This is a genomic window from Undibacterium sp. GW821-FHT11B02, from assembly GCF_058808955.1.
Genome location: NZ_JBXASD010000002.1, coordinates 114,405 through 132,360, shown reverse-complemented (window position 1 = coordinate 132,360; position 17,956 = coordinate 114,405). Strand labels below are relative to the sequence as shown.

Here is a 17,956-nt window from a genome sequence, read left to right as displayed (position 1 = left end):
ATCCTGGAATCATCTGCATACCCATGTCTGAAAACACTTTCGAAATTGCACTGCTGGATAATCGCCCTTTCTTTGAATCGGCGTTGCGGTATGGCGTGCAAAAGGCAATTATCAGCTCCACAAAAATTGCAGCAATAGAAGCAGAAGCACCCAAGGGGATGGTGCAGATTGCCGAAGCTTTTGGCAGTAAATACCTGCGCCCCGAAATTGAAGCTGCACGCAAGCGCATCGTCAATCTGGCCAGCCTGTATCTGATAGAAACCAGCAAAGGCGATTTGGAGCTGGCGGCGAAAATGATACGTGACAATACTTTTTTGACGCTGTCGCGTGGCGGTTCCAGCTTGCTGAAAGCCTTGTTTGCCTTGCCTGAATATGCCTTGCTGGGACATGAAGCCAAGGGCAAGGTAGAGGATTTTCTGGAAGCATGGTCGCTGAAAGAAAAACCGCTGGAATACAGAAATACACTCGAACACCGCCAGATGAATGCGTTGGAAATCGAGGCTGGTTACTGGTTTGGTGAGGAACTGGGCTTGTCTGCCAGTTATTTGAAGGAAGAAGATGTCGAGGCGGTATCGGTCATCCGAACAGCCTTATTGCTGCAGATGTTTGGTAAGCCGGATGCGAGCTTGCAAAATCAGGTTGAATTTGCCAGTCTGGTTGATTCCATACGTAGCTATACGGCAGCAAAACTGAAAAAAGCCTGGTCAGCAATTGATTTGGCAGATATCCCTGAGAAATTTCACGTTATTGTTGAACGCATACTTGGCGAGATCAAATCACACGACCTGCCGCGACTGCAAGATAAAACCGTCTCGTTGGATAAGTTGGTGTTTGAGCTAAAGGATCGCTACTACCTGCGCGATCATGAAGTGGAAGACACGTCAGAATACGATGCTCTGGTATCCAAGGAGTGGACCAGACTGACCAAGGGCAAGACGGATATCGATTCGCTGTTGACTCTGTTTGTCTGCATCGCGGGCGGCATCACGCCTAAAACAACATTGCCTGAAAAGACGGCGAAGAGTCTGGTAAAAAAATTCCGCGAAGAGGGATTTCAGGCAGATCTGGCGACGGATTGGATCAAGACCGCTGCTCCCCATGAAAAACAGGAAGGTTTGCTGGAAGACTGGAATAATTTTGTGGAAGAAGCTGGCAATTATCTGCTTGACGACTGGGATACCAATTACACCGGAGCGTTGCGTTTTCTGGATGCGAATTGCCATATTCAGAAGCCGGCAAAAAAATGAACTTGTAGCCATGCGATTTGCTGAACTGCATGGCTGCAAAGGGCGTGTTGACCTGGGGTAACACGCCCAAATGTATTACAAACTCATCTCCAGCACCTGACGGCTAACATCCAGCGTCACGTCGCGTTTTTCACCCAGGCTGACCATGCGGTGGGTTTCCAGTGCTGACAGGATAGGTGCAATATCATTGCTGCCAAGCTGGTAGTCGCTGAGGCGGGTTTTAACGCCCATCTGTTCGAAATAGTCTTGCATGCGGCTGATGGCTGTTTCTATGCGGCTGTCTTCATCTCCAGCATGCAAGCCCCAGATGCGTTCTGCAAATTGCAGTAGCTTGGCCCGTTTGCCTTCCTTGCGTACGCGCAGCATGCTAGGCAGGACGATGGCCAGGGTTTGTGCGTGGTCGATGTTATGCAGGGCCGTCAGTTCGTGGCCTATCATGTGGGTGGCCCAGTCTTGTGGTACACCGGTAGAAATCAGGCCATTCAGGGCCATGGTGGCGCACCACATGAGATTGGCGCGTACATCATAATCTTCTGGATTGGCCAGGGCTTTCGGGCCTTCTTCTATCAAGGTCAGCAACAGACCTTCGGCAAATCTGTCCTGCACTGGTGAATTGACCGGATAGGTCAGATACTGTTCCATGATATGGACAAAGGCATCGACCGCACCATTGCCGATCTGGCGCACGGGCAGGGTATAGGTTGTGGTTGGGTCCAGCACAGAAAATTGCGGGAAGCAGTGGCGGCTGGAGAAGGCCATTTTTGCCTTGATGGATTTACGGGTGACGACACCGCCATTATTCATTTCCGAGCCGGTGGCAGGCAGTGTCAACACGCTGCCAAATGGCATGGCTTTGGTGACATTGCTGCCACGTTTTTCCATGATCGCCCAAGGCTCACCGTCTTCAAACAAGGCCGCTGCTGCAATGAATTTGGTGCCATCAATGACAGAGCCACCGCCTACAGCCAGCAAAAAGTCTATCTTGCTTTGCTTGATGACTTCGACTGCCTTCATCAGGGTTTCGTAGCTGGGATTGGGTTCTATGCCGGTAAATTCGGTGACTTTGCGCTCTCCCAGCGCGGTCATAACTTGATCGAACACGCCATTTTGTTTGATGCTGCCACCGCCGTAGAGCATCATGACATGGGCTTCGGCTGGGATGACTTTGTTCAGATCCGCAATGCGGCCTTTGCCAAATAAAATCTGTGTCGGGTTGTAGAAATCAAAATTCAGCATGTTTATTTCCTCCAGAAAGAAGACATCTTAGCGCAAAAATAAAAAATGAACCGGTCGTTCGTTTTTATTGCGATAGAAACAGGAAAACGGTCGGTTTTTTATGAAAATCAGGGACTTGTTGTTTACCCAGGCGGGTTTTCCACTCTGCGGCGGTTCTGGTTTGCAGGGATTCTGTATCCAGGCTAAGGTCGGTAGCAACGCAAATCAGGGTGGATGGCTGACAGCTATTGCTTAGCGCTTCCAGCATGGGCATATTGCGATACGGGGTCTCGATCAGTAACTGTGTCTGCTTTTCTTTTCTTGAGCGGTCTTCCAGTTCCTTGATGCGCTTTGCCCTGAGGGCGGCATCTGTCGGCAGGTAACCGTGAAAGGCGAAGCTTTGGCCGTTCAGTCCACTACCCATCAAGGCCAGTAGCAGCGACGAGGGGCCAACCAGCGGACGCACCTTGATCTGGCGCTTATGTGCCAGCCTGACCAGGTTGGCACCAGGGTCTGCAACTGCAGGCACGCCAGCCTCTGAGATCAGACCGACATCATGCCCTTGCAGTAGCGGCTGCAGCAGACCTTCCAGTGCCTGTTCGGGGGTGTTGATATTCAATTCTGAAATATGCATTTCCTGGATGCTGTGTTGCAACGGGTGTTGCTGGCCCAGAAATTTGAGATAGGCGCGGGTAGTTTTGGCGTTTTCAGCAACAAAGTACTGCAACTGCGCACTGAATGCCTGCACGCTGTCGGGGATGATGCTTGCCAGTAAATTTCCCTGCTGGTTTTCATTGATGCCCAAGGTATTGGGAATGAGGTAAAGCGTGCCAGTCATAGTGTGGAGATTTTCGTTATTTTAAGTTTTAAAGATTGAAAAAGCGCACGCCAGCTGTTCTTAGCATGGTAGTTAATGCAATCAAAGGTAGGCCGGTCAATGCGGTCGGGTCTGTGCTTTTGATGCTTTCAAGTATGCTGATGCCCAAGGCTTCGTTTTTTGCGCTGCCGGCGCAATCATACGGCTGTTCTATTCGCAAATAGGCATCCAGTTCGGCGTCGCTCAGGTTGCGGAATTGTACGATAGTAGCAATGTCTTCGATCTGCAGGCGAACTGCGGCATCTCGTCGGGTATCGAGTACACATAGGGCGGTATGAAAGATCACTTCGCGGCCACGCATCAGTTGCAATTGCTGTAATGCATTTTCATGATTGCCTGGTTTGCCAATTTGCAAATCATTAAGAGTGGCAACCTGATCTGAACCTATGATGATGGCTTCGCCCTGGCTGGCGGCGATGGCTTCTGCCTTCTGGCGTGCAAGACGCAGGGCTGTCTGTACCGGACTTTCACCGTCTAGCGGCATTTCATCCAGGTCTGGTGCTATACTTTCGAACTTGAGTTGCAGTCTGCCTAATAATTCACGGCGGTAGGCTGAGCTGGAGGCCAGAATGAGCCGGGGTGTTTGCTGGTTTATTTGCATTTTTGGACATGTCTGCCAGATTTCGCGCATTAAAATGATGAAAAAACAGCGCAAATTACGGCAATGCTTTGACTAAGAAGGTGTAATCCTGTTATTATCGCAGGTTTTCTGGGTTCAAATAATCCTATGCAAGCATTTGTGATCGACGCTTTCACGTTTTCTCGGCTTGAAGAGCAGCGTTCGGGAAGGTTTTTGGTTACGGATTTGCCCCGTCTGTCAGAAGAGAGTGCAAACGCCGAAGGTGGCCTGGACTGGACTCTGCAAGGTGGCAAGGACAAGCTCGGGCATGCGCAGTTGCAGTTGACTGTGACTGGCTCGGTGCAGTTGTTGTGTCAACGTTGCTTGACGCCGCTAGCATTTGAAATTGACTCTGAATCCGTATTGATACTCGCCAAAAACGAAGAAAATGCCGATGAAATAGACGCATTGCTTGATGATGACGAGGTCGATGTTGTAGTGGGTAGCAAAACATTCGATATCAAGGATTTGATAGAGGATGAGGCGCTACTGGCAATACCCCAATCGCCCAAACATGCAGTATGCCCGGATCAACCGTTGGCTTCAGCAAGTACTACTGCAGCGATTGAAGCAGAAGTCGGTAAAAAAGCATCACCTTTTGCTGTGCTGAAGAAAATTAATGGGCGTACCTAGTGGCATTATTCTGAAAAAACACTCAGGTCGAAGTATTGTTAGGGATTCTTGGCTGGTGATGTTTGCATCTCTCTAGTTAAGTGTGTTAAATTTTTAGAAACATTTTTTGAAGTATTAGGAGTTATCATGGCAGTTCAGCAAAACAAAAAGTCCCCATCCAAGCGTGGCATGCACCGTTCCCACGATTTCCTGACTGCACCGCAGCTGGGTATCGAGCCAACAACTGGTGAAACACATCTGCGTCACCACATCAGCCCTAACGGCTTTTATCGTGGTCGTAAAGTATTGAAAACCAAGAACGACGAGTAATACCTGTTCTTGGTAAAAAAGCGGCGTGACGAGTCCTGGACTTGGCGCCGCTTTTTTTCGTTAACCTGTATTTTGCCTGCACCTTGCCGAAATATTTTTTTCGCAAGTTCTATGATGGAATAGTGCGGGCGATTTTTTGAAATTTTGAGATAATTCCGTATTTGAAAAATTAATTCGGGATGATTCCTGTCTCGGTTTGATACACTAGCTGTTTCGGATTGAAGTTTCGTATCACTACATGACAATTAAAATTTCCATAGACTGCATGGGCGGAGATCATGGCCCGGCAGTTACCGTGGCAGCGGCCGTGGCTTTTGCCAACCGCGAGCCTGATGTTGAATTTCTTCTGGTGGGGGTTGAGGCTGTCATTCAGGCTGAACTGAAAAAATGTCACGCCAGCAATCATGCTCGCTTGAAAATCATCAATGCGACTGAAGTGGTGGAGATGGATGACCCGATAGAAGTTGCCTTGCGCCGCAAGAAAGATTCTTCCATGCGCGTGGCGATCAATCAGGTGAAAGAGGGGAATGCGCAGGCATGCGTATCTGCCGGCAATACAGGTGCCTTGATGGCAGTATCTCGCTACGTACTGAAAACTATGCAGGGTGTTGATCGCCCGGCTATTTGCAGTATCTTGCCTAACCAGAAAAATTTGCCGACCTACATGCTCGACCTGGGTGCCAATGTGGATTGCGAACCCTTGCATTTACACCAGTTTGCCATCATGGGGTCTGCCCTGGTGTCGGCGCTGGAAGGCAAGGACAAGCCCAGCATAGGCTTGCTGAATGTTGGTGAAGAGGATATGAAGGGTAATGATATGGTCAAGAAAACGGCGCAGTTGCTGCGCGCAGATCATGAGCGCGGCATCCTGAATTTCTATGGCAATGTTGAAGGCAATGACATCTTTGAGGGCACGACCGATATCGTCGTCTGTGACGGTTTTGTCGGCAATGTCACCTTGAAGGCTGCTGAAGGGATGGGGCGTTTCGTCAAGACCACCCTGACCTCATCGTTCAAGAGTAATCCATTGAATATGCTGGGTGCCTTGCTGGCACGTGGCGCACTGAAATCCATTTCGCGCACCATGAACCCGTCCAATTATAATGGCGGCAGTTTGCTGGGCTTGCGTGGTCTGGTGTTCAAAAGCCATGGCAGTGCAGATAAATATAGTTATGAATGGGCAATACAGCGCGCATTTGATGCCGCAAAAAATGATGTATTGTCCCGAATCGCGACCACAATGGCAAAATTGATGCCTGTTACAGATGGTGAAGTAGTCGCTCCGGACAACAACGAACTCTTGGTGCAAAAAACCGCATGACTTTCTTTAGTAAAATTATCGGTACTGGCAGCTATCTGCCTCCCAACAAAGTAAGTAATCAGGAATTAACCGACCAGCTGGCGGCAAAGGGTATAGAAACTTCAGATGAGTGGATATTCTCGCGCAGCGGTATTTCATTTCGTCACTATGCTGAAGCTACGGTTACCTCCAGTGACCTGGCGGTAGAGGCTGCAAAGAATGCACTCTCTGCTGCAAAAATGCAGCCGAATGATATTGACCTGATCATACTGGCGACATCGACACCGGATTTCTTCGGTGGCTTTCCCAGTACCGCCTGTGTCGTGCAGAATAAGCTGGGTATTAACAATGGCGCAGCTGCGATGGATGTGCAGGCAGTTTGTAGCGGCTTCATGTATGCGATGTCGGTGGCCGACAGCATGATCAAATCTGGCAGTCATAAGAATGTGCTGGTTATCGGCGCTGAAGTGTTTTCCAAGATATTGAATTTTGAAGACCGCACCACATGCGTGTTGTTTGGTGATGGCGCTGGCGCGATTGTCATGTCGCGTTCTGACGAGCCAGGTGTGCTGGCAACCAAGTTGCATGCAGATGGTAGTCACGCAAATATCCTGTGCGTGCCTGGTAACGTGCAAAGCGGTGCGGTAGCGGGTAGTGCCTTTCTGTATATGGATGGTCCGGCAGTATTCAAACTAGCAGTATCAGTGCTGGAAAAAGTGGCGAATGAAGCCCTGGAAATTGCTGGCTTGAAAGCGGACCAGATCGATTGGCTGATACCGCACCAGGCAAATATACGCATCATGCAAAGTACCGCAAAAAAAATGCGTATGCCGATGGATAAAATGGTGGTGACTGTCGATCAGCATGGTAATACCTCGGCAGCCTCAATACCGCTGGCGCTGGATCTGGCGGTACGTGATGGCCGGGTGCGGCCTGGGCATACAGTATTGCTTGAAGGTGTGGGTGGTGGCTTTACCTGGGGTGCAGCCATCGTCAGGATGTAGTCTTTTGTAACTAGCAGTAATACACAAATAGAGATATTGATAGATATGACGCAATTTGCATTTGTCTTCCCCGGTCAGGGCTCACAGGCCATAGGCATGTTGAACGGTTTTGCCGACAATGCCGTTGTTCAGCAAACTGTTGCTGAAGCATCTGATGCCTTGAAGCTTGATCTGGGCAAAATGATCAATGAAGGCCCCAAAGAGGCTCTGGATCTGACTACCAATACGCAACCAGTCATGCTGACTGCTGCGGTTGCCTGTTACCGTGCATGGATAGCCGCTGGTGGCCCGGTACCGAAACTGGTCGCTGGACACAGTCTGGGTGAATATTCTGCACTGGTGGCGTCGGGCGTGATTGCCTTTGCAGATGCTGTGCCCATGGTGCGTTTCCGTGCGCAAGCCATGCAGGACGCGGTGCCTGTTGGTCAGGGTGGCATGGCTGCCATCCTTGGTTTGTCGGATGAAGATGTCAAGCAGGCTTGCGTGGAAGCAGTGGCCGGTACGCCAGGTGAGGTGGTTGAGGCCGTGAATTTCAATGCACCTGCGCAAGTGGTGATTGCTGGCAGCAAGGCAGCCGTTGAGCGCGCCTGTGAAATTGCCAAGGCCAAAGGTGCCAAGCGCGCCTTGTCTTTGCCGGTATCTGCGCCTTTTCATTCATCTCTGTTGAAACCAGCATCGGATAAATTGCGCGATTATCTGGCAGGCATCAACTTTTCTGCTCCGGCCATTCCGCTGATCAATAACGTGGACGTGACTGTACTGAGCACACCAGAGTCTATCCGTGATGCGTTGGTAAGGCAGGCGGCCAGCCCGGTACGCTGGGTAGAAACCATTAACAAAATGCATGCCGATGGTATTAGCCATGTCATTGAATGCGGTCCAGGCAAGGTATTGACCGGTCTGACCAAGCGTATTCAGGCAGAGTTGATCGGCGATGCTGTATTTGATCAGGCAAGTTTGGATAAAGTATTGGAAATCTTGAAATGACACAACAATTGGAAAATCAAATCGCCCTGGTTACCGGGGCTTCGCGTGGCATAGGCCGTGCCATTGCAGTCGGTTTGGCAAAGGCTGGTGCAAAAGTGATCGGTACGGCAACATCAGAATCAGGCGCTGCTGCCATTACGGCTTATCTGGAAGAGGTTGCGCCAGGTGCGGGCAAAGGTGTTGTATTCAATGTCAATGATGTTGAGCGTAGTGCCAGCCTGGTGGAAGAAATACAGAAAGAATTTGGTGGCCTGTCCATTTTGGTGAATAACGCTGGTATTACCCAGGATCAACTGGCTATGCGTATGAAGGAAGAGGAGTGGGATAGCGTCATTTCCACCAATCTGAGTTCTGTTGCCCGCCTTTCCCGTGCTGTATTGCGTGGCATGATGAAGGCCAAGGGTGGGCGCATCATCAATATTACTTCCGTCGTAGGTTCTTCTGGCAACCCGGGGCAAATGAACTATGCTGCTGCCAAGGCTGGTGTGGCTGGCATGAGTCGTGCATTGGCCAGGGAAATTGGTAGTCGTAATATTACTGTCAATTGTATTGCTCCTGGTTTTATTGATACGGATATGACCCGGGCGTTGACTGATGAGCAAAAAGCCGCCATTTTGCAGCAAATTCCGCTTGCAAAACTGGGGCGTCCGGAAGATATTGCTGCTGCGACGGTGTTTTTAGCATCGCCGGATGCCGGATATATTACTGGTACAACACTGCATGTGAACGGCGGGATGTACTTGGCGTAATCATTTTGTTGATTTTTATCAGTAACTTCGACGAAAATAGCAGGAGTTATTGCTGAAAATCAGGGGCTTGCTTTTTTTGCTCACAAACCTGCTAAAATGCGCGCACTTTCTGTAGGCCCTTATTTTTTTGATTTTTTCACTGGAGATACACATGTCCGATATCGAACAACGCGTTAAGAAAATCGTCGCTGAACAACTGGGCGTCGCTGAAGCTGACATCAAAATCGAATCCTCTTTCGTGGACGATTTGGGTGCAGATTCTTTGGACACAGTTGAATTGGTGATGGCACTCGAAGACGAATTCGAAATGGAAATCCCTGACGAACAAGCTGAGAAAATCACTACTGTTCAACAAGCGATTGACTACGCTAAAGCCCACCTCAAGGCCTAATAGTCGAATTTTTTCAAATCCAGGAGAAGCGCTTGAGTCGTTCGCTTAAACGTCGAGTCGTCGTTACCGGGCTCGGTTGTATTTCGCCAGTCGGCAATACTATTGCAGATGCTTGGGGTGCCATCACTGCGGGGCAGTCTGGAATCGCTACGATCACCAAATTTGATGCAACTCCCTTCACTACGCATTTTGCTGGTGAAGTGAAAGGCTTCAATGTCGAAGACTACATGCCGGCAAAAGAAGCGCGCAATATGGATACGTTCATCCACTACGGCATAGCCGCAGGGGCGCAGGCTTTTGTGGATAGCGGTCTGACCGTTACCGAAGAAAATGCAGAACGTATCGGTGTGATTGTCGGTTCTGGTATTGGTGGTCTGCCTTTGATTGAAGCAACCAAAGAAACCTTGATGGAGCGTGGACCACGCCGTATCAGCCCATTCTTTGTACCTGCTTCCATCATCAACATGATTTCCGGCCATCTTTCCATTAAATATGGTTTGAAAGGCCCGAATCTGGCAATCGTCACGGCATGTACGACAGGCTTGCACTGCATCGGTTCTGCTGCACGCATGATCGTCTATGGTGATGCCGATGTCATGATCGCAGGTGGTGCAGAATCGACAATTTCGCCGCTGGGTTTGGGCGGCTTTGCCTCTGCGCGTGCGCTGTCAACCAGAAACGATGATCCAGCCACATCTTCCCGCCCGTGGGATAGGGACCGTGACGGTTTCGTCCTGGGTGAGGGTGCTGGTGTCATGGTGCTGGAAGAGTATGAGCATGCCAAGGCACGTGGCGCGAAAATCTATGCTGAAGTAATAGGCTTTGGCATGAGCGGTGATGCTTATCATATCACTTCGCCTACCATGGACGGCCCACGCCGCAGCATGATCAATGCGATGAAAGATGCAGGCATTAACCCTGAACAAATCGCTTATCTGAACGCACACGGCACTTCGACACCGATAGGTGATAAAAACGAAACCGATGCGATCAAGGCAACCTTTGCTGATCACGCCTACAAAATTACTGTGAATTCGACCAAATCGATGACGGGTCATTTGCTGGGCGGTGCTGGTGGTATCGAATCGGTGTTTACGGTACTGGCCTTGCACAATCAGGTGTCGCCACCGACGATCAATATCGTCAATCAAGACCCTGAGTGTGATCTCGATTACTGTGCCAATACAGCACGTGATATGAAGATCGACTATGCAATGAAAAATTCGTTCGGTTTCGGCGGAACGAATGGTACTTTGATATTTGCTAAAGCCTGATTCAGAAAAGAATCAATCATGGCACTTCGTTTCTGTCTGAAATGAAGTGCCATTTTTTTTGTCACCATGTCCATTGCACTTTTTGCTGAAATCAGGCCTTCGCGTATCCTGTTCGTTGCATTGCTGGGAATGGCAAGCCTGTCACTTGTCATTCTGAGTCTGGTGATCTGGCAATTGGACATGGTAGTGGCTGTGAAAGTCTTGCTGTGGATGGCAGTGGTGGGTCTGATCATTCTTCAGTTGTACCGGTGCTGGCGCAGGGAATGGCAGTCGTCCTGCAAGCTAAGTATCTCAGACAGCGGCACCATCATCTTGCATGAGCATGCCAGCGCCGCTAATAATGCAGGCATGGCAGTGACACTGAGTCCCAAGAGTCGCCTGTTACCGCAATTGTTATCGATTTATTTGATTGATGAACAGGGGCGGGAACACAAATTGCTCATTTTGCCGGATTCCGTGAACCCCGTTGTTTTTCGGGCATTGAAAGTGAGTCTGATGTGGATTAGTCGACACGGTTTGAAATGAAATGTTACTTCTGTGAAGGAACTTTTAGCAATAATGAGTACTCTGACAGAGTATAAATCGCGTATGTTGACGTTAATAAAATGCATTTGCCGCTTTTGTACGCTGCATTTTGCGCATATAGGAATGAATGAGTGACGACAGAACGCGAAATTGATCAGCTATTGGTTGAGCGCGTCCAGCGTGGTGACAAAAAAGCATTCGAGCTTCTGGTTTCCAAATATCAAAGGAAATTAATGCGGCTCGTGTCCCGGCTCGTCTATGACCATGCCGAAGCAGAAGATGTAGTGCAGGAAGCGTTTATCAAGGCATACCGCGCCTTACCGAATTTTCGTGGCGAGTCCGCGTTTTACACCTGGTTATACAGGATAGGTGTCAATACCGCGAAAAACCACCTGGTGACGCAAGGACGCAGGGCACCGACTTCTACGGATGCAGATGCTGATGAGGCAGAAAGTTTTGTGGATGCAGAAGGTCTGAGAGATATTAATACGCCTGAATCCATGCTTGCCAGCAAGCAGATTGCAGAAACAGTGAATAGCGCCATGTCAACCTTGCCGGAAGAGTTGCGAAACGCAATTACTTTGCGTGAGATCGAGGGGTTGAGCTATGACGAAATCGCAGAGGTCATGTTGTGTCCGATAGGAACGGTACGTAGCAGGATATTCAGGGCAAGAGAGGCCATTGCGGAAAAATTACGGCCTTTGTTAGGTACAACGCTGGAACAGCGCTGGTAAGTCGGGCTGGTTTGGCACAAGGCAGCAAAAAACGAATTCAAAATAAGTGGTAAAAAGGTGAAAATTATGGACAAAAGCACAAATCAACATGAGAGCATTTCCGCCATGGCAGATGGCGAACTGAGCGATGCTCAACTGGATTCCTTGCTGGCGAGTTTGAATCAGGCTGAAAGCAAGGATGCCTGGGAAATTTATCACCAGATCGGCGATGTGCTGCGCTCAGAAGAATTGGCTGTAAGTTTTAGCGCAGATTTTTCCAAACGTTTGTCTGCGAGACTGGATGCCGAACCTGTCATCCTTGCTCCGAATGCCTTAATAAAGAATAGTCCTCCTGCGACTCAGAAAGAACAGAAAAGACAGAAATTCCTGGGCTCTTACGTGGCCGTTGCCAGTGCTGCCGCTGCTGCGGTTTTCGCCTTCATTCTGGCACCGCAATTGTCATTCATGCAGGCCAATCACGACAGTGCTACCCAGATCAGCAGCAAATCTGCCCCAACTGGCAATGTGCAACTCGCATCGCATAGCGACAGTGCATCGTTACCTGCACTGGCAGTGAACAATAATCCACTTGCAATGGAAAAAAATGCCCAGATCAATGACAAGCTGGCAGCCGATGTGCCGGATATGTTGCGAGATCCGCGTATCGACAGTTACTTGCAGGCGCATCAACGTTTTTCACCCTCATTGAACAGTGCTACTCAATACGTCACGCGTGCCAATGCAGTCTCAGCCGCTTCGGAAAAATAAATATGATGTGCGTATGGCGTTTCAAGATTGCGGTGGTAGGACATGCCTGCCTGCTGGGCGCATTGATGTCACCGGCAATGGCGCAGGACTCGGTGGAAGACAAGCGTGAAGTGCATAACATTTTGCGAAAAATCCAGGCTTCTGCGCAGAAGCTGAATTACTCTGGTACCTTTGTGTATCAACAGGCCAGTCAGATTCGTACCTCCAGAATTACCCATGTGGTTGACGCTGGCAATGAACTGGAAAAGCTGGAAATTCTTGATGGCCAACCGCGCGAGTATGTGCGGAAAAATGACGAAGTCATGTGTTATTTGCCAGAAAGCAAGGTTTTACAAGTAGAAAAAAATGTCACGCAAGAAGTTTTTCCCGCCTTGTTGACCTCAAATGCATATTCACTTCCCGATTCTTATTCGATCAAAAAAGCCGAGCTTAGTCGTGTCGCTGGTATTGACTGTCAAACCTATTCACTTGATCCACGAGACACTTCCCGCTATGGCTATCGTTTATGTGTAGAGCGTGGTTCAGGCCTGCTACTGCGTGCGCAAACAATGAATCCAAGGAATGAAGTGATAGAGCAGATTGCTTTCACTCAATTATCGATAGGTGATATCGATAAGCAAAAGGTTAAACCCAGTTTTCAAAATACTTCGCAATGGCAGGTTGAAAATCTGACCGTGCAATCCAATATCAATTCTGGTTGGGTTGTGAAATCCTTGCCAGCAGGATTCAAAAAGATTCGTGAAATGAAGCGTCTGATCCCTGCGTCTGCCACTGCCAAAAGCAGTGATGCAAATGCAGCAAAGGCTCATCAGGTCATACAAATGATTTTTTCTGACGGGCTGGCAGCAATTTCCGTTTTTATTGAACCAGATAGTGATAATCGCACGGAAGGCAGTTTGCAGCAGGGCGCCATGACCATCATGGGCAAACGACATGCTGAATATTGGCTGACCGTGGTGGGTGAAGTACCTGCAAGTGCAATCCGGCAAGTAATGAACTCGATTGAATTTAAACCTAGATAAGCGAATGACACCATGAAAGTGAACAAACTTTTTCCAATTGAAAAAATTGCTTCCACACTGGTACTGAGTGCCTGCGTGGGTTTGGTCGTACCTACAGCAATCAATGCCAATCCGGTTGCATTGGCGGCCCCGGTAGTGGGCTTGCCTGACTTTACCGAACTGGTGGAAAAATCCGGCCCGGCCGTGGTGAACATCAGGACAACAGAAAAAGTCCCGACCGGTCAGAATGCAAATGGCCTGGATGATGACCAGATGCAGGAATTTTTCCGCCGCTTCTTCGGCGTGCCTGTACCTACACCTACGCCGAAAGCGCAGCCTACACCAAAAAATCGCAAGCAGACACCACAAGCGCAGGAAGAAGAAGTACCGCGTGGCGTCGGTTCTGGCTTCATCATCTCACCGGATGGTTTCGTATTGACGAACGCCCACGTAGTTGATGGGGCTTCTGAAGTATATGTGAAACTGACCGACAAACGTGAATTCAAAGCCAAGGTAATTGGCGCTGATCGTCGTACTGACGTTGCGGTATTGAAAATTGATGGCAGCAAACTGCCACGTGTCACCATTGGTGATTCCGACAAGATCAAGGCTGGCGAATGGGTGATTGCTATCGGTTCTCCATTTGATCTCGACAATACCGTGACTGCCGGCATTATTTCTGCCAAGGCGCGCGATACAGGTGATTACCTGCCATTGATACAAACTGACGTGGCGGTTAATCCAGGTAATTCTGGTGGCCCGTTGATCAATATGCGGGGCGAAGTCATCGGCGTGAATTCCCAGATTTATAGCCGCTCTGGTGGCTACATGGGTATTTCGTTTGCGATTCCGATTGATGAAGCCATGCGCGTGGTTGAGCAACTGAAATCTGCCGGTAAAGTAGTGCGTGGCTACCTTGGGGTAGAACGTATTGATGTGCCAAAAGAAGTGGCAGATGGCCTGGGTCTGGCAAAAGCGCAAGGTGCACTGATACAACGTGTCATGCCTGGCTCACCTGCAGAGAAGGCTGGTGTTGAGGTCGGTGATGTGATCCAGAAGGTGAATGGCACTGTCATCGAAAAAGCCGTGGATCTGAATCGAATTGTTGGTGATATCAAACCTGGCGGCAAGGCAACAGTGACAGTCTGGCGCAAAGGTGGTGCAAAAGATATCGTCATCACGGTAGCTGAAGCCGATGCCGAAAAACCAGCGGCAGCCAAAACCGGCAAACAAAAAGCTGAACCTGCAACGAATGTATTTGGCCTGTATGTGGCTGACCTGAGCGATGCGCAAAAACGTGAATCTCAAGTTGCCGGTGGCGTCATCCTGGAAAATGTGGATGGTGGTGCTGCCCGTGCTGGCTTGCTTGCAGGCGATATCATTACCCGCGTGAATAATTCTGATGTCAAGGATTTTAAGGAATTTGCAGCGGTGATGGCTAAAGTGGATACCAAGAAACCAGTGTTGCTGCTGGTGAAACGTGGTGAAGTGTCCAAGTTTGTCGCTGTGCGTCCGACTGCTCAATAAACCGGTCTCAAGACAAGAAAGGCCACCTGTCAAGGTGGCCTTTTTTATTTGGCGGTGCTGATCACAGCGACTTATAATGCAGATGTAGTGACGCAAATGTGATTGCGGATAACATGATTGGCAAGACGATGATTCAATTTACCTTATATTCCCGCAGCTATTGCCATCTGTGTGACGACATGCTGGAACAGTTGCAGGCTTATAGCCCCGAATACGGTTTCACCGTCAAAGTGGTCGATGTTGATCAGGACGATGAACTGCTGGCCATGTACGATGAACTGGTGCCTGTCCTGGTAGGTCAGAAGCAAGGTTTGGAGCAACAGCAGCGCATCTGCCATTATTTTTTGGACCCCGCAGCGTTGAAAGCTTTTTTCCATGCATGACCTGATACTTGGTTTACCTCTTTTTGATTACGAAGCTGAAGTGATTTGTGGTGTTGATGAAGCCGGGCGTGGTCCGCTGGCGGGACCAGTCATGGCGGCTGCAGTGATTCTTGACCCGCAGCGCCCGATTGAAGGTTTGCGCGACTCCAAAAAGCTCAGCGAAGCAAAGCGAGAACTACTGGCAGTAGAGATTAAACAGCATGCGCTGGCCTGGTGTATTGCCGAATGTTCGGAGCAGGAAATCGATGAGCTCAATATCCTGCAAGCCACCATGCTGGCCATGCGACGTGCAGTTGAAGGATTGTCAGTCAAACCGACACTTGCCTTGATTGACGGCAACCGCTGCCCGGTTATGGCTATTCCATCCGAAGCCATCGTCAAGGGTGATGACAAGGTGGCTGCGATATCGGCAGCATCCATACTCGCAAAAACTGCGCGCGACCATGTTTTGATGCAATTGCACGAAACCTATCCCCAGTATGCACTCGACCAGCACAAGGGCTATCCGACGGCCTTGCATCTGGAGCGCCTGCGCGAACATGGTGTATCACCAATACACAGAAAATCTTATGCGCCAGTAAAGGCATTGCTCAAATAAATGCACAATACATGAAATCGATTACCTCCCGCGACAATCCTCTCTACAAGGAATTCAAACATCTGGCCAGCAGTGCACAGGCTTTGCGCAAGGCGGGCCGTACCTTGCTGGATGGCGTGCATTTGTGTGAAGCCTATTTCCAGCATCATGGTGTGCCGCAGTGCTGCATCGTTGCCGAAAGCAGCCTGCACCACCCCGAAGTTGCCGCCATTCTGGCAAACGTAGAGCGGCAGGCGGTTCAGTGCATTTGCCTGCCGGATGCGCTGTACAAAGCCTTAAGCCAGGTTGAGCATGGTGTCGGCCTGATGTTTGTGATCGCTACACCAGCACCGCAACTGCCGGTAGCATTAGCTGTATCCTCAGTCGTGCTGGACAATTTGCAAGACCCGGGCAACTTGGGGTCCATCTTGCGCAGTGCCGCAGGTGCAGGCATACGCAACGTATTTTGCAGTTCCGGAACAGCTTACGCATGGTCACCCAAGGTCATGCGTGCCGGTATGGGGGCGCATTTTTTATTGAATATTTTTGAAAATGTGGATCTGGTTACATTGCTGAATAACACCAGTATTCCCGTACTTGCAACCAGCTCACATACCAAACAAACCATATACCAGACTGATCTTAGCAAGGATGTAGTATGGCTGTTTGGTCATGAAGGGCAGGGAGTATCCCCGGGTTTGATGGCGCTTGCCACCAGGACTGTGACTATTCCCCAGCAGGCAGCCATTGAATCGCTGAATGTGGCTGCCAGTGCTGCCATCTGTTTTTTTGAACAGGTGAGGCAGCAGCTTGGCAAGTAAAATGAATGCTGATGGTGTCAATAAACACGTACGTCGGATTTAATTTCCTGCAGTATCGTAGTGGATATTTCTTCAATAGACTTGGCTGTCGATGACAGCCAGCGTATGCCTTCACGTTTCATCATCAACTCTGCTTCGTTAACTTCGTAGCGGCAATTTTCCAATGATGCATATTTGCTGCCGGGGCGGCGTTCATTGCGGATTTCGGACAGCCTCTCCGGCGCAATGCTTAGTCCAAATATCTTACCCTTGAATTCGGGCAGGGCGGAAGGCAGCTTGCCACGTTCAAAATCATCCGGTATCAGAGGGTAATTGGCTGCCTTGATGCCATATTGCATCGCCAGGTACAGGCTGGTCGGTGTCTTGCCAGAGCGTGAAACCCCGACCAGTATCACGTCTGCTGTCGATAAATTCTTGTTTGACTGACCATCATCATGTGCCAAAGAGAAGTTGATTGCTTCAATGCGGTTCTTATATTCCTCAGAATCGGCAATATTGTGGCTGCGGCCTATGGTATGGGTGGATTTAATGCCCAGTTCCTGTTCCAGCGGTGATACAAAGGTTTGTATCAAGTCCATATGCAAACCTTTGGATTTGAATACCACGCCAGCCAGGTCTGTTTTTACCAATGTCGAAAAAATAATGGGGCGATTGCCATCAGCAGCGTAAGCCTCATTGATACGACGCACGGCGTCATGTGCTTTTTCCAGGGTATCAATGAAAGGTAAGCGGACTTGCTTGAATCTCAGATCAAATTGGGTCAGCACTGAATGACCGAAGGTTTCAGCGGTAATGCCGGTACCATCCGATACAAAAAAAACAGTTCGGTTGGCGGCTGGCCTTGGTTGCTGGGGGGAATCTTGCATGATGATTTTGATATGGTTAATTAAATATATTAATGGGCGGTGTTTGTGCTGTCTTTGTAAGATTTTTTATATAAGCACAAACAAAAAAACACAGCAAATTCTCATTTGCTTGAGAAATTCTTGCAGGACACAATGTAAAATGCTGCAACAGCAGGTTTCAGGACGTGTTG

21 protein-coding genes are annotated in these 17,956 nt (G+C 49.3%); 17 read left to right on the top strand and 4 right to left on the bottom strand.

From position 1 onward, the window contains the following. Positions 1 to 23: 23 nt before the first annotated feature. Positions 24 to 1,247 (top strand): hypothetical protein, encoded by a 1,224-nt coding sequence (locus AC1RVX_RS03830; protein WP_493215256.1) that lies wholly within the window; start codon positions 24 to 26, stop codon positions 1,245 to 1,247. A 75-nt stretch (positions 1,248 to 1,322) separates the two neighbouring features. Here the strand turns inward: AC1RVX_RS03830 and AC1RVX_RS03825 are convergent, their stop codons facing one another. From AC1RVX_RS03825 to AC1RVX_RS03815, 3 genes are all read right to left on the bottom strand, one after another. After that, positions 1,323 to 2,483: an iron-containing alcohol dehydrogenase gene (locus AC1RVX_RS03825; protein WP_493215255.1), complete on the bottom strand. Its 1,161-nt coding sequence runs from the start codon at positions 2,481 to 2,483 to the stop codon at positions 1,323 to 1,325. Positions 2,484 to 2,547: 64 nt separating this feature from the next. Beyond that, positions 2,548 to 3,300 carry an SAM-dependent methyltransferase gene (locus tag AC1RVX_RS03820; RefSeq protein WP_493215254.1) on the bottom strand — a complete coding sequence of 251 codons (753 nt, stop codon included), beginning with the start codon at positions 3,298 to 3,300 and terminating at the stop codon, positions 2,548 to 2,550. A gap of 28 nt (positions 3,301 to 3,328) precedes the next feature. Next, entirely contained in the window at positions 3,329 to 3,940 is a 612-nt protein-coding gene (locus AC1RVX_RS03815) for a Maf family nucleotide pyrophosphatase (RefSeq protein ID WP_493215253.1), read from the bottom strand. A 204-nt stretch (positions 3,941 to 4,144) separates the two neighbouring features. Here AC1RVX_RS03815 and AC1RVX_RS03810 point away from each other — a divergent pair, with 204 nt between their 5' ends. The 16 genes from AC1RVX_RS03810 (at position 4,145) to AC1RVX_RS03735 (ending at position 16,920) form a co-directional block, all read left to right on the top strand. Continuing rightward, positions 4,145 to 4,591 (top strand): YceD family protein, encoded by a 447-nt coding sequence (locus AC1RVX_RS03810; RefSeq protein ID WP_493215252.1) that lies wholly within the window; start codon positions 4,145 to 4,147, stop codon positions 4,589 to 4,591. A 126-nt stretch (positions 4,592 to 4,717) separates the two neighbouring features. Beyond that, a complete protein-coding gene (gene rpmF / locus AC1RVX_RS03805) occupies positions 4,718 to 4,900 on the top strand; it encodes a 50S ribosomal protein L32 (RefSeq protein WP_162018712.1) in 183 nt (60 codons plus the stop codon). A gap of 238 nt (positions 4,901 to 5,138) precedes the next feature. After that, positions 5,139 to 6,221 carry a phosphate acyltransferase PlsX gene (plsX, locus tag AC1RVX_RS03800; protein WP_493215251.1) on the top strand — a complete coding sequence of 361 codons (1,083 nt, stop codon included), beginning with the start codon at positions 5,139 to 5,141 and terminating at the stop codon, positions 6,219 to 6,221. Further along, on the top strand, positions 6,218 to 7,204 hold the full coding sequence (locus AC1RVX_RS03795) for a beta-ketoacyl-ACP synthase III (protein ID WP_493215250.1): 987 nt from the start codon (positions 6,218 to 6,220) through the stop codon (positions 7,202 to 7,204). The genes plsX and AC1RVX_RS03795 overlap by 4 nt, the downstream gene beginning before the upstream one ends. A 45-nt stretch (positions 7,205 to 7,249) precedes the next feature. Further along, complete coding sequence (gene fabD, locus AC1RVX_RS03790) at positions 7,250 to 8,191, top strand: ACP S-malonyltransferase (RefSeq protein ID WP_493215249.1); 942 nt, start codon at positions 7,250 to 7,252, stop codon at positions 8,189 to 8,191. After that, positions 8,188 to 8,940 carry a 3-oxoacyl-ACP reductase FabG gene (fabG, locus tag AC1RVX_RS03785; RefSeq protein ID WP_493215248.1) on the top strand — a complete coding sequence of 251 codons (753 nt, stop codon included), beginning with the start codon at positions 8,188 to 8,190 and terminating at the stop codon, positions 8,938 to 8,940. Before fabD ends, fabG begins: the two co-directional genes overlap by 4 nt. 151 nt (positions 8,941 to 9,091) lie before the next feature. Beyond that, on the top strand, positions 9,092 to 9,331 hold the full coding sequence (acpP, locus tag AC1RVX_RS03780; protein ID WP_110253556.1) for an acyl carrier protein: 240 nt from the start codon (positions 9,092 to 9,094) through the stop codon (positions 9,329 to 9,331). Positions 9,332 to 9,363: 32 nt separating this feature from the next. Then, complete coding sequence (fabF, locus tag AC1RVX_RS03775; RefSeq protein ID WP_493215247.1) at positions 9,364 to 10,605, top strand: beta-ketoacyl-ACP synthase II; 1,242 nt, start codon at positions 9,364 to 9,366, stop codon at positions 10,603 to 10,605. Between the two features lie 66 nt (positions 10,606 to 10,671). Beyond that, positions 10,672 to 11,130 carry a protein YgfX gene (locus AC1RVX_RS03770; protein ID WP_493215246.1) on the top strand — a complete coding sequence of 153 codons (459 nt, stop codon included), beginning with the start codon at positions 10,672 to 10,674 and terminating at the stop codon, positions 11,128 to 11,130. 131 nt (positions 11,131 to 11,261) lie between these two features. Beyond that, positions 11,262 to 11,864, top strand: a complete 603-nt coding sequence (rpoE, locus tag AC1RVX_RS03765) for an RNA polymerase sigma factor RpoE (protein WP_493215245.1) — start codon at positions 11,262 to 11,264, stop codon at positions 11,862 to 11,864. A 66-nt stretch (positions 11,865 to 11,930) separates the two neighbouring features. Further along, positions 11,931 to 12,611, top strand: a complete 681-nt coding sequence (locus AC1RVX_RS03760; protein ID WP_493215244.1) for a sigma-E factor negative regulatory protein — start codon at positions 11,931 to 11,933, stop codon at positions 12,609 to 12,611. A gap of 2 nt (positions 12,612 to 12,613) precedes the next feature. Next, on the top strand, positions 12,614 to 13,633 hold the full coding sequence (locus AC1RVX_RS03755) for a MucB/RseB C-terminal domain-containing protein (RefSeq protein WP_493215243.1): 1,020 nt from the start codon (positions 12,614 to 12,616) through the stop codon (positions 13,631 to 13,633). A 12-nt stretch (positions 13,634 to 13,645) separates the two neighbouring features. Next, positions 13,646 to 15,139 (top strand): DegQ family serine endoprotease, encoded by a 1,494-nt coding sequence (locus tag AC1RVX_RS03750; RefSeq protein ID WP_493215242.1) that lies wholly within the window; start codon positions 13,646 to 13,648, stop codon positions 15,137 to 15,139. A 128-nt stretch (positions 15,140 to 15,267) separates the two neighbouring features. Beyond that, on the top strand, positions 15,268 to 15,522 hold the full coding sequence (locus AC1RVX_RS03745) for a glutaredoxin family protein (protein WP_493215241.1): 255 nt from the start codon (positions 15,268 to 15,270) through the stop codon (positions 15,520 to 15,522). Next, a complete protein-coding gene (gene rnhB, locus AC1RVX_RS03740) occupies positions 15,515 to 16,120 on the top strand; it encodes a ribonuclease HII (protein WP_493215240.1) in 606 nt (201 codons plus the stop codon). The genes AC1RVX_RS03745 and rnhB overlap by 8 nt, the downstream gene beginning before the upstream one ends. 11 nt (positions 16,121 to 16,131) lie before the next feature. After that, on the top strand, positions 16,132 to 16,920 hold the full coding sequence (locus tag AC1RVX_RS03735) for a TrmH family RNA methyltransferase (RefSeq protein WP_493215239.1): 789 nt from the start codon (positions 16,132 to 16,134) through the stop codon (positions 16,918 to 16,920). 17 nt (positions 16,921 to 16,937) lie between these two features. On the opposite strand, the gene ppsR is transcribed toward AC1RVX_RS03735, so the two are convergent. Continuing rightward, positions 16,938 to 17,786: a posphoenolpyruvate synthetase regulatory kinase/phosphorylase PpsR gene (gene ppsR, locus AC1RVX_RS03730; RefSeq protein ID WP_493215238.1), complete on the bottom strand. Its 849-nt coding sequence runs from the start codon at positions 17,784 to 17,786 to the stop codon at positions 16,938 to 16,940. Between the last annotated feature and the right edge of the window lie 170 nt (positions 17,787 to 17,956).

Bases quoted from the DNA above. Each gene is read 5' to 3' on its own strand.
- AC1RVX_RS03815 (WP_493215253.1), bottom strand. From the start codon at position 3,940: ATGCAAATAAACCAGCAAACACCCCGGCTCATTCTGGCCTCCAGCTCA.
- AC1RVX_RS03760 (WP_493215244.1), top strand. From the start codon at position 11,931: ATGGACAAAAGCACAAATCAACATGAGAGCATTTCCGCCATGGCAGAT.
- AC1RVX_RS03820 (WP_493215254.1), bottom strand. From the start codon at position 3,300: ATGACTGGCACGCTTTACCTCATTCCCAATACCTTGGGCATCAATGAA.
- AC1RVX_RS03745 (WP_493215241.1), top strand. From the start codon at position 15,268: ATGATTCAATTTACCTTATATTCCCGCAGCTATTGCCATCTGTGTGAC.
- AC1RVX_RS03770 (WP_493215246.1), top strand. From the start codon at position 10,672: ATGTCCATTGCACTTTTTGCTGAAATCAGGCCTTCGCGTATCCTGTTC.
- AC1RVX_RS03755 (WP_493215243.1), top strand. From the start codon at position 12,614: ATGATGTGCGTATGGCGTTTCAAGATTGCGGTGGTAGGACATGCCTGC.
- rpmF (WP_162018712.1), top strand. From the start codon at position 4,718: ATGGCAGTTCAGCAAAACAAAAAGTCCCCATCCAAGCGTGGCATGCAC.
- AC1RVX_RS03825 (WP_493215255.1), bottom strand. From the start codon at position 2,483: ATGCTGAATTTTGATTTCTACAACCCGACACAGATTTTATTTGGCAAA.
- plsX (WP_493215251.1), top strand. From the start codon at position 5,139: ATGACAATTAAAATTTCCATAGACTGCATGGGCGGAGATCATGGCCCG.
- AC1RVX_RS03750 (WP_493215242.1), top strand. From the start codon at position 13,646: ATGAAAGTGAACAAACTTTTTCCAATTGAAAAAATTGCTTCCACACTG.
- rnhB (WP_493215240.1), top strand. From the start codon at position 15,515: ATGCATGACCTGATACTTGGTTTACCTCTTTTTGATTACGAAGCTGAA.
- fabG (WP_493215248.1), top strand. From the start codon at position 8,188: ATGACACAACAATTGGAAAATCAAATCGCCCTGGTTACCGGGGCTTCG.
- fabD (WP_493215249.1), top strand. From the start codon at position 7,250: ATGACGCAATTTGCATTTGTCTTCCCCGGTCAGGGCTCACAGGCCATA.
- ppsR (WP_493215238.1), bottom strand. From the start codon at position 17,786: ATGCAAGATTCCCCCCAGCAACCAAGGCCAGCCGCCAACCGAACTGTT.
- AC1RVX_RS03735 (WP_493215239.1), top strand. From the start codon at position 16,132: ATGAAATCGATTACCTCCCGCGACAATCCTCTCTACAAGGAATTCAAA.
- acpP (WP_110253556.1), top strand. From the start codon at position 9,092: ATGTCCGATATCGAACAACGCGTTAAGAAAATCGTCGCTGAACAACTG.
- AC1RVX_RS03795 (WP_493215250.1), top strand. From the start codon at position 6,218: ATGACTTTCTTTAGTAAAATTATCGGTACTGGCAGCTATCTGCCTCCC.
- AC1RVX_RS03830 (WP_493215256.1), top strand. From the start codon at position 24: ATGTCTGAAAACACTTTCGAAATTGCACTGCTGGATAATCGCCCTTTC.